This window comes from Limosilactobacillus sp., assembly GCF_051873075.1.
Classification (GTDB): domain Bacteria; phylum Bacillota; class Bacilli; order Lactobacillales; family Lactobacillaceae; genus Limosilactobacillus.
In genome coordinates this window covers 45,430-59,261 of record NZ_JBJEEM010000005.1, presented here as the reverse complement: position 1 = coordinate 59,261, position 13,832 = coordinate 45,430, and the positions used below count along the sequence as shown (strand labels likewise).

Annotated in this window: 11 protein-coding genes; 9 read left to right on the top strand and 2 right to left on the bottom strand. The window is 54.5% G+C overall.

Annotated elements, in window-relative coordinates; genetic code table 11:
- Nucleotides 1–38: 38 nt before the first annotated feature.
- From ACI31J_RS00935 to ACI31J_RS00910, 6 genes are all read left to right on the top strand, one after another.
- The gene (locus tag ACI31J_RS00935) at nucleotides 39–1,907 is read left to right on the top strand and encodes an NERD domain-containing protein (RefSeq protein WP_439772598.1); all 1,869 of its coding nucleotides are present in this window, start codon (nucleotides 39–41) and stop codon (nucleotides 1,905–1,907) included.
- Between the two features lie 116 nt (nucleotides 1,908–2,023).
- On the top strand, nucleotides 2,024–4,003 hold the full coding sequence (locus ACI31J_RS00930) for a DarT ssDNA thymidine ADP-ribosyltransferase family protein (RefSeq protein WP_439772597.1): 1,980 nt from the start codon (nucleotides 2,024–2,026) through the stop codon (nucleotides 4,001–4,003).
- A gap of 12 nt (nucleotides 4,004–4,015) precedes the next feature.
- On the top strand, nucleotides 4,016–4,783 hold the full coding sequence (locus tag ACI31J_RS00925) for a macro domain-containing protein (RefSeq protein ID WP_439772596.1): 768 nt from the start codon (nucleotides 4,016–4,018) through the stop codon (nucleotides 4,781–4,783).
- 272 nt (nucleotides 4,784–5,055) lie between these two features.
- Complete coding sequence (locus ACI31J_RS00920; protein ID WP_439772595.1) at nucleotides 5,056–5,193, top strand: hypothetical protein; 138 nt, start codon at nucleotides 5,056–5,058, stop codon at nucleotides 5,191–5,193.
- Complete coding sequence (locus ACI31J_RS00915; protein ID WP_439772594.1) at nucleotides 5,129–5,470, top strand: LPXTG cell wall anchor domain-containing protein; 342 nt, start codon at nucleotides 5,129–5,131, stop codon at nucleotides 5,468–5,470. Before ACI31J_RS00920 ends, ACI31J_RS00915 begins: the two co-directional genes overlap by 65 nt.
- Nucleotides 5,471–5,997: 527 nt before the next feature.
- Complete coding sequence (locus tag ACI31J_RS00910; RefSeq protein WP_439772593.1) at nucleotides 5,998–7,563, top strand: cation:proton antiporter; 1,566 nt, start codon at nucleotides 5,998–6,000, stop codon at nucleotides 7,561–7,563.
- 78 nt (nucleotides 7,564–7,641) lie between these two features.
- Here ACI31J_RS00910 and ACI31J_RS00905 read toward each other — a convergent pair whose 3' ends face one another.
- Nucleotides 7,642–10,530 (bottom strand): YfhO family protein, encoded by a 2,889-nt coding sequence (locus ACI31J_RS00905; RefSeq protein WP_439772592.1) that lies wholly within the window; start codon nucleotides 10,528–10,530, stop codon nucleotides 7,642–7,644.
- A 91-nt stretch (nucleotides 10,531–10,621) separates the two neighbouring features.
- Nucleotides 10,622–11,365 (bottom strand): potassium channel family protein, encoded by a 744-nt coding sequence (locus ACI31J_RS00900; protein ID WP_439772591.1) that lies wholly within the window; start codon nucleotides 11,363–11,365, stop codon nucleotides 10,622–10,624.
- Nucleotides 11,366–11,540: 175 nt separating this feature from the next.
- On the opposite strand from ACI31J_RS00900, the gene ACI31J_RS00895 reads away from it, so the two are divergent.
- The 3 genes from ACI31J_RS00895 (at nucleotide 11,541) to ACI31J_RS00885 (ending at nucleotide 13,807) form a co-directional block, all read left to right on the top strand.
- Nucleotides 11,541–12,029, top strand: a complete 489-nt coding sequence (locus ACI31J_RS00895; protein WP_439772590.1) for a hypothetical protein — start codon at nucleotides 11,541–11,543, stop codon at nucleotides 12,027–12,029.
- Nucleotides 12,030–12,069: 40 nt separating this feature from the next.
- Nucleotides 12,070–12,333, top strand: a complete 264-nt coding sequence (locus ACI31J_RS00890; RefSeq protein ID WP_439772589.1) for a hypothetical protein — start codon at nucleotides 12,070–12,072, stop codon at nucleotides 12,331–12,333.
- Nucleotides 12,334–12,466: 133 nt separating this feature from the next.
- Nucleotides 12,467–13,807, top strand: coding sequence for an APC family permease (locus ACI31J_RS00885; protein WP_439772588.1), 1,341 nt, complete (start codon nucleotides 12,467–12,469; stop codon nucleotides 13,805–13,807).
- The last annotated feature ends 25 nt before the right edge of the window (nucleotides 13,808–13,832 follow it).

Genomic DNA, 13,832 nt, shown 5'->3' with positions numbered 1-13,832 from the left:
GAAAATAGGTCTGAATTAATTTTTGGGAGGGAATTCAAATGGGACTGTTCAATCATTCGAAGCCCCCGCAGATTGAATTTGATGGCCGGCAATACACGGTCACGGCCTTTGTCGACAAGTTCAATGAGTTGGCGGAACAGCTCGACCAGACTCAGCAACGGCTTGCCGCTGCGCGTCAGCAGGCCAAGCAGCACCGAGACGCGGAACAATGTCTGCAGGATGAGAAGGGACAGCTAGAACAGCAGGTTGCCCAGCTCAAGCAACAGCTGCGGACCCTGTCGTCTGTCGAGGTGGCTGGGATCCAGATGAGCGCGCAGGAGCTGGCGGAGCGGTATTTGAAGGTCAAGCGGGCCCTAGTAGCCGCCACCGCCAAGCTTGACCGGGTTAGCCGGGGACTTGCAGTTCAGCAGGATCGTAATCAGCAACTGCAAGATCAGCTTGACCAGGCTCAGCAGGTCACAATCGATGGGCAAACGTTGACGATTCCAGAACTGGTTCGGCGTTACCGGCAATTGGTCCAGCAATCGTCCTCGATAAAGGCCGAGCAAAGTACGGCAGCTCAGCCCCCGACTCTTGCAACAGGATCATTGTCCAAAGAGGAACTGATTGATCGCTACTACGAGCTGGTCCAATCATCACTGACGGAGTATCAGGATGAGGTGGCCCGGCTTAAGGATGAGTTAACGAAGAACCTGACCGACCACCATGAGTCCGAACTCCTCCAGCTGACCGACCTTCGTACCTCACCGACCAGTTATCAGCGCCTGTTGAGTGAGCGCAGTCAGCAGCTGTTAAATTACCTCAAGGATCATCCCCGTCAGGAGCAGGCGGTTCGTCGCGGCAAGCATGCTGCCAACGAGGGCGACCAGTTGCGGGGCCTGAATTATTGGGACAGTTTCGTTTACCAATACCGCCAGACAGCCACCAGCCTCCTGAAGAAGAACCGGACTGTGCGGCAGAACTTCCAGTATGCCCTTCGCTACGACAAGGAGCTGGCCAAACGGATTGCCGAACGCATGCCGTTTTACCTTACCGACCAGAATGTCGTTGACCTCCAGACTATTCAAGGCGGTATTGGTGATGAGGAAGCGGTTAAGAAGGACGTCAACACGTTCCGCTTTAACATCATCGTGAGTCAGCAGGGGGAGGACGGCGAGCGACTGGTTAGACGGGCCCTTGAGGCGGACCAAAATAGTCGGGTGCTGTTCTCGCTCAATCTCCCTTACCGGTATGGGGATGGCAAGGAGAACAGCAATCAGATCGATGGCATTGTAATCAACGAACGGGGGATCTTCGTCTTGGAGATCAAGAACTACGCAGCCAAGAAACTCTGGATCAACCGAGACGGCGCTGCGGTTGCCCAGAAGGACGGCAAGCAGAAGGTCTACAAGGACTGCTATGACCGGGGAATCGTTGATCAGGGACGCGACCATTATGCGGCCGTGTTGCAGGCGCTGGAGGCCGACGATCAGGTTCGCCGCCATATCCGCTATTTGAAACGGCAACTCCACGTCCTGTATGTTTCGACCGCTCCTCACGCCCAGCTGGTGACGACCGGCGCGGACATCGACCCTAATCACCGTTTTGTCAGCCTGGACGAGTTGCCCCGGGTGATCGCCGGAGCCCAAGGCCGGTTGCGGCCGGACATTATCCAGCGGGTGGCGGCGGCGATCAGCAACCAGCAGCAGGGGGAGAAGCAGTTCAAGTACAAATGCTTCCCGGCCGACCCTGACCGGCGAGCTGAACTTGCCTGGCAACAGTACGTGATCATGCGGGAGATGCTCCAAATGAACCTGGATGACCTGGTTGCCCAACGCGATCCCGCCATCCTTGCAGAGCTGGATCAGGCGGGATTACGGGCCTGCAACGGCTTCGTCACCAGTAAGCCGCGCCACCATAAGCGGTAGTCAAGACAGCCGGGGAATGCGCCCGCGGTTGTTTTTTACCTGAGTAGCCCCACTACTGAGTCTGGCGCGGTATAATAAAATGAATTGTCAAAGCAAACATTATGGGAGGAGCACTTATGGTGCAATCGAGTGTGGTACATGTTTATCGAGTTGAAATCAACAATAAGTATGGGTGGTTTGCCAGTACCTTTGGGGCAGACCAGTTTGACCAGGTCCTCAAGCGGCAGCTGACGGTCGCCCAACGTTACCGTGACTCGGCAGACAGTCAGCCCACCGAGCTTCAGCAGGCGTTATTGAAGCTAGCCGCGACGGGCGACTACCGCGGGGCAACCTATCAGCTGATCGGGACGGTCGGCCGGGATGACTATGCTGGCCGGGCCGCGCTGATCATTGGCGACTTGCAACGGTATGTGCCCGCCCAAGTGATGGGCCAGCGGATTTCCGGCCTCTATTTCATTGCCGGCGTGGCTAATCGGCCGTCTTTGAACGATTTGCGGAACCTGATGAGTAAATATCCCCAGTTTGACCTGGGCTGGCCCAAGAATGCCGATGAGTATCAACGGGAGATGACGGCCACCGGCGAAAAGGAATACGTCAACCAGCGGGCCCGGGTCCTCAATTACTGGTTTGCCCAAGCCGGTGGCGACCTCAGCTGGCTGTACGCGCCTGCCCCAAGCGTGGCCCAGCAGAACTACGCCCAGGCCTTCCAATGGTTGCGACAGAATGCGCCCGACCTTACCAATTGGTATTACGACCAGCCGTCCAATACCACGGGAATGATCTGGCACTTTACCGACATCAACAACATGGCCAATATCCTTTCGTACCGCGAAATCACATCGAAGAACTACGGCCTGGCCAACAGCGTTATCGAAAACGACAATGCGGCGGCCAGCGTCAACGTTTCGGCCACCAAGCCCTGGGTGCATGACTTTGCCCGCTTTTACCTGCGGCCGCAGACCCCGACCCAGTACCGCAACGAGGGCATTTACCAGTACTACGGCGACCAGCCGAACTTTGCGGCCATGCCCAAGTCGCTGGTCAATTACAACCGCAGCGGCTTTTGGACCAATGGCAAACCGGCCCACCTGCCTGTTCCGGTCTTCATCGGTTTCAGCCTCAAGAAGTTTCTGCAACGCGGTGGTCACCTCACCAAGGGATCCTTGGCCGGCAAGCGGGTGGCAGACCAGCCAGCGGAGATGTATGATGATGATTTTTCCTTTTTGCGTGAGCACGTGGCGGCGATCTATAGCAATCAGAAGGCGCCCAGCTACCTGAAGCACACCGAGTTCATCGTCCCGGAGAAGATGGCATTTGACGCGGACGATATTTTGCGGATTGTGGTGCGTAGCGAAGCTGAAAAGCTGATCCTGCTGACGATGCTAACGGAGCATGACAGCTTCCTCTTTAGCGATAAGCAGTCGCACGAGGCGATTGATCCCCAACGCTATATGGACCGGATCGTCGTCGACCCCGCTTTCTTCTACTATAATGGCAGCTCCGTACAGACCGGGGCCGGGGCGGATCAACGCAACCAGTACCAGCTTCACCTCCAGCCGGCAGTCAAGCCAGAGAATCTGACGCGGGAAGTGAAGACGTTTAGTTTTACCAAGCCCGTCAACGGCAATGAGCTTCAGGTGCGGGTTCCAGAGCTCAAACAGGTGACCTTGAAAGTCAAAGATGTCAATGGTGAAATCAAGAACGTGGCGCGGTTCCACGACCCCGACTGGATTCTTGGCGTCAGCAAGTGGATCCCGTCGAAACAGAAGCGGGAAGTTAATGCGGCGCGGGGCTACCAGTTGAAGAATCGCTACTATTCCACCCTTTATTACCATGGCCAGTACTACAAGCTTTGGCGCGTCGAGGGGGAAGACGAGTGGCACTTCATTGGCAACAATCAGGTGGCGGACATCTTGGACCCGGCCGACCAAACTATCCTGCACAAGATTGAGGATAGTCTTCGTGAGGAATTCAAGAATGACCAGGGCATCTCCCCGCGCCAGCCGGCGGAGAAGCAGCCGGTGCAGTCGACTACCCCGCCAGCCAGCGATGATGGCGACGACCTCGACGATATTTTTTCATCACTATTTTTGTAGGGGGAAAAGTAATTGATTATTTATACTGATACCAACCTCTTCCTCTCACCGGCCCAGACCCTGGTCAACACGGTCAACGTTGTCGGTGTGATGGGGCGGGGGATTGCCAAGGACTTTAAGCATTACTACCCGCAGATGTTTGACCATTACCGCAAGATCTGTCAGGCTAAGCAGTTGGACGTGGGTAAACTGATGCTGAGCAAGGAAGAACCGGTCTTATACCGGCGCAAGCCCACGGGCAAGGAGCGCCAGCGCTGGGTGCTGAACTTTCCGACCAAGCGGCACTGGCGGGCCAAGTCCAAGCTTGAATATGTTGAGGCCGGCTTGGCCAAGTTTGTCGACGAGTATGACCACCGCGGAATCAAGTCGGTGGCCTTTCCCCAGCTCGGGGTCGGCAATGGGGGACTCAAGTGGCCGGTAGTCCAGGAAATGATGGAACGGTACCTCGAACCATTGCGGATTCCGGTCTATATCCATATTTACCATCCCAACACCGACCACTACGACGGCGACGATAAGAAGGCCATCGAGCAGAACCTCAACACTGCCCACGACGTCTGGCGCCAGGGCCAGGTGGTTCAGGCGTTGGGCCTTGACCATGATGCCAACGTCAACGCCGACGGGATCGTGCTGCCGGGGAGTGCGACCTTTGATCGGGTCCGCCAGCTAGCCGGGAATAAACAGCTCCGGCTAATCGATTCAAAAGATTCGGCAGTTTGGCTGCAGGCGGACAGTCACCGTGCCGTCGCCGAACCGGAGCAGCTGGACCTGGGAATTTAGGCAGTGTAAGAAAATCAAAGACTCGCTAGTAAGCTATTGCTAGCGGGTCTTTTTTGCTGGGCGGTGGGAGAGCTGATTTGAGTTGCCTAGGATTAGCTAAGAAATATGGCTATAAAAATGAGTAATCTTTAATAATTTTTCACTAAGGTGTCTAATTTTTTCAGCAGGAGTAAGAAAATTAATCTTCCTAAAACGCTAACATACTAGGTGATTATAATGAGGCTTGTAGCAGTTATTTAACAGTTACTATTGAGGAGGAATTAAAAAGTACAGTGTTAAAGTCTGTTGCTGTTCTTGGTGCCGTCACTGCTGCTGGGACGATGGCAGCCACTATGGCCCATGCTGATGCGGCCAGCGATGCTGCATCAGCCAACGCAACCAAGCGCTCAGCTGACAACTCAATCGATTGAACAGTCTACTCAAGCAGGAACAAAATCGTCAGAATTAAGCGAGCAGGCTGTCGAACACTTAACTAGTGCTCAAACCGTAAGCTCACGTGGCCAAGTTGCACTAACCAATACCGGATCACAAGCAACTAAGGTTATCACTGGTCGACAAAATTCGACTGACCAGGTAGCAAAGCAATTGCCACAAACAGGAAATAATAATAACCAAGCAATCTCACTGATTGGTGTAGCATTTACTGCTGCTCTAAGTTTGCTCGGTATTAAGAAACGTCGTAACTAGCATTTTGTTTAAAGCAGCGCGTGTCCAGATTTGGGTACGCGCTGCTTTAGTTGTAGGATCGGATATTGATCTTTAACGCATATCTTTAAGGGTGCTGACTAAACGGCTAACTGAACGACGCCAGCCAGCTAAAGTCTGCGACAGACTGCAGCAGGAAGATAACTAGGTATGCCGACTGCAGGCTGAGCGTTGGTCTCATGATGCATCCAGGAGTGATATAATATAGTTATTAACCTGATAGGAAGTGCAATCATGGACAAGAAGAAGATCCTTCACCAGCTCTGGAACCTGCTGCAGCTGTGCATTGCCGCGCTGCTTCTCTACTACATTGTTAACTACTTGGATATGCTCATTAAGTAAGGCCATAGTTAGTTGCCATTCGTCCTGAATTAAAACGACCTGGGTGCAGAGGTGCCCGGGTCGTTTTGTTTTGGCCGGCAGAACCTCGTTAGCAGCGCCGGGCGTTTCCCTATGGTAAAATAACCCTGTTTAATTCGTTGAGCTGAAAAACTATTGGGAGCAAAAAAATGACTTTACAAATTTCGCTAATTGTTACGCTGGTTGCTGCGGTGCTATGTAGTATGATTGCGGCGTTTCTCCCCCGTATCTCGATTAACTACATCAGTATCGTGGTAGGGATGCTGATCGCCCTGGTGGGTCCCCTCAACAAGTTGGTAGCGCCATTTCACGTGGAGATATTCATGTACATGGTGGCGCCGTTGATCTATTTTGAAGGCCAGACCACCCGGATCTACCTGGTCAAAAATTCACTAATTCAGATTCTCAACCTCTGTATTATGCTGGTACTGGTGTCGATGATCATCCTGGGGTTCCTCGTGAGCCTGCTTGGTGTTCCGATTGCCCTGGCATTCTTGATCGCCGCGGTAAGTACCCCGACCGATGCGACGGCCACGGAGACCGTGTCGGAAGGGTTGGTCGTGCCGGGCGAACAGGAAATTCCGCTCAAAATGGAGTCGCTATTCAACGATGCTACGGCGATTATCTTAGTGGGAGCAACTGCCTTTTGGGTGGAGCAGGGGAACCTCAATTATGAGTCGACGATGACAAGCTTTCTGGTCGCCGCGCTTGGCGGAATCGTTGTCGGGATTGTCGCTGCCCTGCTCATGATCAACTTCCGCCGGTGGCTGAATCAGCAGGACCTGACTGCTTACAACGCCCAGAACCTGCTCTTCCTCATCACCCCATTCTTCATCTACTTCGTGGCCGAAGAAATGCACGTGTCCGGGATCCTGGCGGTGGTCTGTGCGGGCCTGATGCAGAACAGTGAGAGTATCAACAGCCGCTTCATTTATCCGCGTTCGTTCCACAGTGCGCTTGTCTTGATGAACCTCTGCCGAGAGGTCTTCAACAACAGTGTCTTCATCATATTAGGAATCTTGTTTGTGCGGATTATCCGGACGAATATTTTCGATCGCAGTTTCAGTTGGAATTGGTTGCTCGTGGGCCTGGTGATCTACCTGGCTAACCTGGTCGTCCGGTTTGTGTACGGAAAGCTCAGCCGGATGTCAAATAAGGGGAGCTTCATTTTCGCAATCGGTGGCGTTCGCGGGGCGGTAACGCTAGCGTTAGTCTTTTTGGTTGCCGATCGCTTGACGGGCCGGCAGTTTCAGGAGGTGATCCTGGCCGAGACGGTCTTGATCATCCTGAGCATGGTGGTGCCGTCCATCGTCTTTCCTTTTATCCTTCCGCACAAAATCGCGGAGAAGAAATTCAAACGAAAGAGTCGGGAGCTTAAAAATCAAATGGTTGATGAAGGCCTGCAGGTTATTGACCATATCTACCTTCCCGAGCGGGTTAAGCAACGAGTCTGTTTTGACCTTCGAGACCAGCGTGCGGCAAACTCGATTAAGGAATTCTGGCAGCAGTGGGTTCGGACAAACCAGTATCCGCGTTTCACGAGTGAGGAGCGCGAACTCGCCCAGCGGGCCCTGCTCAGGGCGTTCCGGGCAGAACGGGACTTCCTCGACATGGTCTCGCAGCGCGAAAACATGGAGGATTACGTCTTCCAACCGTACAACGATGTATTGCTGGCCGAATCAATTCTGGTTGATCCAGAAAACTGGGCGAACTGATGAGTCATATCCGCTCAAAATAGTTGTTAAGCAAATAAGCGCCATTCGGACGAACGTTCCGAATGACGCTTATTTATACTAGTGGTGGCGCCGCTTGAAGATCAAGGTAACCACCGCCGCTACCCCGGTCCAGCAGAGCCCGACTAGGGAAATCATGGCCCCGGTCCGTAGCCCAGGAGTCCGGTAGGTGAAGACGACCTGGTGGGTTCCCCGCGGCAGGTAGACCCCGAGGAAGGCCTGGTTGGTGCGGACGGTCTTGGCCGCTTGGCCGTTGACTGTGACCTGCCAACCGCTAGAGTACGGAATGGACGAGGTCAAAACCCCAGCCCGCGGCGTCGTGATCTGCCCGCTGACCCGGTTGCGGCCAAAGTGCAGGTCGGTCAGGGCGTGGTGCTGGATGGTCCGCACCTCTTGGGTGTAGTTGCCGTCCAGTTTCTCGGCGACGACCCGGTACTTGAGTTCGTAGTTACCCAGCTTCGACGGCTTAAAGGTCAGCTTTTGCGGCAGGTTGCCACCGTAGTAGCCGATGTTCAGGGTGCCATTGGTGACGTGTTTGAAGAGCGACAGGACATTTTGCTTGGCCTGGACCACGCTGGCGGTGCCAAAACGGCTGAAGTAGTTCAGGTTAAATGAGATGTCCGGTGAACCGTTCAAGACGTGGTAGCGCCAGTAGCGGTACTTGTTGAAGCGCTCGTTGAAGACACTCCCCGGGTTATTGGTCATGGCCTGCCGGTGGTGCATATCATGTTGGATCTGCTCCTTCATGGTGAAGGGGGTGTACTTGATCTTGCTGAATTCGATGTGAAGCTCGCTGCCCCGTACCCGTTGCCGGAATGCCTTGTTCTGCATCTGGGGGAACTGGAGCTGATACTTCTCATCGCTGTCAACGTATTTCAGCTTGGCCGGGTTAACCGTGTTGAAGCGGTTGGAAACCAGGATACTCTTGATCGGGATCACCGTCCGGTGGAGCTTGGCCGCCCGCATGCCCTTCGTCGGTCCGTTCACGACCACCCCGCTGGCCAGGGCCCGTTCCTTTTCCGTCGGCGACAGGCGCTGGTAGCGGGCGTGGCTGATGTAGCGGTCCTGCCAGTAGAGCAGCGGGAAGGCGTTGTTGGTCTTGTAGCGCTCGGTCTGGATCGGGATCAGCTGGTCTTTGCTGGTGGCAGCGCTGGGCTGCCCGACGTCGTAGTTGATGATTGGCTCGCTGGTTTTGTCGAGGAAGTAGCCCGCGGGGATCTTGGAGGAGTTAACCCCGTTGCTCTGCACGAAGAGGTAGCGGACGCCGAAGAAATTGTTCATGATCGTCCGGTCATCGGCCTGGCGGATCGGGATGTTGGCCTGGTACTGGTTGTTCTGCAGACTGGTGTTGAACTGGCCGAGGTACTTGTTTTGCAGGGAGTAGTAAGAGTCGATGTTGTGCAGGCCCGAGGTCAGGTCGTTGTCGAGGTTGGGTCCGGCGATGATTTGGTTCTGGCTGATGGTCGAAACCCGATAGGTCGGGGTCCGGCTCAATCCCTGGTCCAGTCCCCCGTAGCGGTTGGCCGTGATGGCTTGGTATTCACCCCGGGAGAGCATCTTGTCCGTGAAGTCCCCCTTGTAGGGAAAGGCGGCATAGATGGCATTGAAGCCGGCGTTGAGCAAAACGATTGCCAGGAGCCACCGGTCGGGGAAGCGGGTCTTATGGAAGTTGATCAGCCAGAGGGCCATCAATGAGATGATCAAGAAGAGGACCGGCATGAAGATGTCGTCGTTGTTGGCGAAGTAGAAGGTCGCAATCAGGACCAGCAGGTAGATGGTCGTGGCGACGTTGAGGATCCAGAGGGTGTGCCGGCTGAACTGCGGGGCATCCTGGGCGAGAATGCAGACCGCCATCGCCAGCGGCAGGTAGATCAAGAGGGTCCACCGGTTGGAGGCCGACATCATCCCGTTAAAGAAGGCCCCGACGGCGGGGATTAGGAGCATGACTAAGGACAGGGCGAGACTGATCGTCAGCAGGGGGTACTTCTTGGGCCGGGAGTAGATGTAGACCAGCGCCAGAAAACCGATCGAAACCATCCCGAGCGCCGTCCAGTACATGAAGTACCACTGGCCCCCGTTAATCAGCTGCTTGGGCAGGAAGAGGTAGTAGTAGAGCGGGTAGACCTTCAGGCCGTTGGCAAACAGGGCCCCAGTCCGGGTCGAGTTGGTGACGGCGATGATCTCGGGCACCAGGAGGATCGCGGACACTAGGAGACTGGTGACGGTGGCAAAACTCAACTTGCCCAAAGCTTTGAGATAGTCCAGCCGGGTCCGGTAGTGGGTCAGTACCCGCAGGATTAGGTAGACCAGGGCACCGATGCCGAGGACGAAGGCCAGGTAGTAGTTGCTGACTAGCATCCAGGTGAAGACCCCGGTCAATGGCCAGCTAGACCCGCCCCGCAGGACCCGTTCAAGCTGGACCACGATTAATGGGAAGAGGATGAAGGGGGTCGTGAAGAAGGGTTGGGCGACCGCCGCGTACAGGAGGAAGGCGTTGACGGTGTAAGCGACCGTCCCAATCAGGATGACATGGTCACGGAAGGCAAAGTGCTGGGCGAAGTAGACGAAGGCCAACCCGACACAGTACATCCGGACCATCGCGATCACCTGGTAGGCCATGGTCATTTTGGCGGCGGGGAAGAGGAGCGCCAGGTAGGCAAACACGTCGCCGATGGTGTAGTAGGAATAGACCTGGAAGGTGTCGGTTCCCAGACCCATTTGCCAGGACCAAAACGTCAGCCGGCTGGGGTGATGGAGAAATTCAATCAGGGCCGCCCGGTACTTGACTAGCAAGGGAAGGTGCTGGTTGAGGGCGTCTTTGCTGAGGATGAAGGTGTGCCCAGTCACCAGGTAGGTGCCGAAGATGCAGGCAGCCAAGAAGATGAACATGACGGTGTATTCCAGATAGAGTTTGCGTAGGCCGTGACGGCGGGTGAATGAAAAATCCATGATGACTCCTTGAAAACGTAAATATCGAATCCTTAATAGTTTAGCATTTAATCGCAATAACCGCAGAAAAAATCCGCCAGGAGGCTGGCGGTTACTTGTCTTGGCGGTGCTCTTCTTGCTGTTTCAGCAAGAGTTGCTTGATTTCTTTAAGCTCGGCGTGAAGCTCGTGGTTCTCGGCCTCCAGGCGATTTAATTGCTGACCAACCTTGGCTTCGTCTTCCTTGGCGAACAGCTCGGTGATCGTCCCAGTCAGCATCCCGATGAAGCCGATCCCAAGCAGCATTAAGATGATGGCGGCGCCCCGCCCAATCCCGGTCTTGGGGATGACGTCCCCGTAGCCGATCGTCGTGGCGGTGGTGATGGCCCACCAGAGGGCGGTATGGTAGGAGACCCGTTCGGAGATGCAGAACATTGCGGCGGCCACCATGATCACGGCGACACTGATGTAGAGGTAGTAGACCAGCTCGTTACGCTTGAAGAAGGTGGCCAGCCGACCGGTGAGCCCGACCAGGCGGAGAAGGCGGAAGAGTTTGAGCATCTTGAGGGTCCGGCCGATCTGGGGAATCCGGAAGAAGGAGAACAGGGAGCTGGCCGGGATGATGGAGAGGAGGTCGAAGACGTTGTCCCGAAAGAAGGCCTTCTTATCCTTGGCAAGGGCCAACCGGGTGAAGTAATCGATGGTGAAGACCAGCCAGATCCCGTTGTCGATCAGGTTATAGGGATAGGCATCGATGTTAATCTGCTTGGCGTAGTAGGCCAGCAGCATGACGATCGAAATGATCGCGAGGATCGCAATGATGACTTGATAGGTAATGTAGGTTAATTTGTTGTGCACGATTTGCGCCACTTTCCGCAGTTAAATTTAGTTTCAGTAATAATAATAGTATAATTAGGGTGAATACAGTAGCAGATTTTTGGGCGAAACCTAAAAAATCAATGCCGGTGACGATGCAACCACCGGAAATACCAAAGAGATGGGGAAAAAGATGCTTAATAAGAGTGACTTACAGTTGATTGAATCAGAATTGATTGCCATGGAGGAACCCTACCTGGCGACCTTAGCCAACGACATCCACGCCAACCAGGCCGACTTGATGGCGGTGCACCAAGGGGAAACTTTTGTCACCAGCCTTAGCCTGAGTGTCCTGCAACGGGTCAACGCTTACTTTCGTGACTACCCGCCGTTCAACAGCGATACGGGCGAGGTAATTGACGACCTTGACCAGCTGCGCTTGAGCTGCGATTATCGCCATATCCGCGACCTCCTGCAGCAGGAGATTATCGAGTATAACTTCTACCATGACACCAACCTGGATGCCTACAGCCCGATTTGGATCGAGCGAGACAGCCAGACTGACCCGGGGGAAGGATACCGGGCGATCGTAAACTTCTACCTGCCGGCGCTTGGCGGGGTGCCACAGAGTGAGACGACCCTCTACCAGAGTCTGGTCGGGGATGTGATGACAGAGATGGCAATCATGGGCTGGCAATTTGAATAACCCAGTCCCGGGATTACAATGAAAGTGAGGGATGATGAATATGAATAAGCCGTTTATGAGTGGTTATTATCAAGGGGTCATCGAGGTGGCACCGGCATCGTTGTCCGCTGCCAAGGTCGAAGAATTGGCCGTGACGATGACCATCCAGCACCTGCGTCATGCCGGGGAGGCCATTACCACCATCCATGATTTTCTGGTGGATGACCTGCACGCTGACGCCCGCCTGGTCAGCCGCTTTATCAATTGCAATGCGGCTGAGCTGGAAACCGCCCAGGCGCGGATCCTGGCTAGCGCCTTCAACTAAATAATTTTCCCACAACCCCTTGTTTATCATAAGTGAACAGGGGCTTTTTTGTGCCCTAATCTAATTTTAATCTTTTCTTAATTAAAAAGATCTGATACAATAGTAAAAATTATTAAAAAAGGATGTGATTAGGATGGAGAACCCACAAAACACGACTGAGGAGCTCAACCGTTCCTTAGGCCTGTGGTCAGCATTATCAATCGTCATTGGAACGATCATCGGTTCCGGAATTTTCTTCAAGCAAGCTTCAGTATTGGATAGTGCGGGTTCCTCCACCCTGGCACTGCTTGCCTGGGTCATCGGTGGGGTGATCACCCTGACCTCGGGGCTGACCATCGCGGAGATCGGGGCCCAGATGCCCTATACCGGTGGTCTTTATGTCTACATTGAAAATATTTATGGACGGCTCCTGGGCTTCTTGTCCGGTTGGATGCAGGCGATTGTCTACGGGCCAGCGATCATTGCGGCCGTGGCCGGGTTCATGAGTATCCTGATGACGGAACTCTTTGGCCTGTCTGCAGCCTGGCGGGTGCCGCTGGCAGTGGTGACGATTCTGGCGATCGGGGGGATGAACCTCCTGGACAACCGGGTCGGGGCTGGTTTTGCGATCTTGACGACGGCCGGGAAGCTGATCCCGATTGCGGCGATCATCATCTTCGGCCTCTTCTTCGGCCATGAAAACGCGATTGGCCAAACGGTCAGCCAGGTTCAACAGTCTAGCGGCAACTTCGGGGTGGCCGTGTTGGCAACCCTGTTCGGTTACGATGGCTGGATTTTGATTGCCAACCTCGGTGGTGAAATGAAGAATCCACAAAAGCTGTTGCCTAAGGCGATCATCATCGGGATCAGTACGGTCTTGGTGATTTACACTCTGATTACCTTCGGGGTCTTCCGCTTCCTGCCGGCCGCCAAGATTCACCAGTTGGGTGAAGGGGCTACCGGCTACCTGGCCACGGCGGCCTTCGGGAAGGTCGGCGGTCGCCTGCTCTCGATCGGGATCATTATTTCGATGATGGGGACGATCAACGGGAAGATCATGACCTTCCCCCGGATCGTCTATGCAATGGCTAAGCGACGTGATCTGCCGTTCTCACGTTACCTGTCATACGTGACTCCTAAGGCCAAGGAACCGGTGGTCGCCATCGGCTTCATCATTGCCCTGGCCACGCTGATGATGTGCTTCTTTGATCCAGACCACCTGTCGGACCTGTGCGTCTTCACCGTATACTGCTTCTACACATTGGCGTTCTTCGGTATCTTTATCCTGCGACGGCGCAATCGCGGCAAGAAGCGGCCATTCTCGACGCCGCTCTACCCACTGATTCCGTTGATTTCAATTGCGGGTGGTCTCTTTGTCCTCGTCAGTGAGGTCTTCAATGATCCGTGGGGGGTAGTGCTCTTCGCCGGGATCACCATTCTTGGGTTGCCCGTTCTCTGGGTTGTCAAGGAAATGGATAAGCGTCGGCAAATTTAAGCAAGCTGGAAAAGCACTGAGCGCT

Coding starts and splice junctions, on each gene's coding strand:
- ACI31J_RS00935 (WP_439772598.1), top strand. CDS start 39: ATGGGACTGTTCAATCATTCGAAGCCCCCGCAGATTGAATTTGATGGC.
- ACI31J_RS00930 (WP_439772597.1), top strand. CDS start 2,024: ATGGTGCAATCGAGTGTGGTACATGTTTATCGAGTTGAAATCAACAAT.
- ACI31J_RS00910 (WP_439772593.1), top strand. CDS start 5,998: ATGACTTTACAAATTTCGCTAATTGTTACGCTGGTTGCTGCGGTGCTA.
- ACI31J_RS00890 (WP_439772589.1), top strand. CDS start 12,070: ATGAATAAGCCGTTTATGAGTGGTTATTATCAAGGGGTCATCGAGGTG.
- ACI31J_RS00905 (WP_439772592.1), bottom strand. CDS start 10,530: ATGGATTTTTCATTCACCCGCCGTCACGGCCTACGCAAACTCTATCTG.
- ACI31J_RS00885 (WP_439772588.1), top strand. CDS start 12,467: ATGGAGAACCCACAAAACACGACTGAGGAGCTCAACCGTTCCTTAGGC.
- ACI31J_RS00915 (WP_439772594.1), top strand. CDS start 5,129: ATGCGGCCAGCGATGCTGCATCAGCCAACGCAACCAAGCGCTCAGCTG.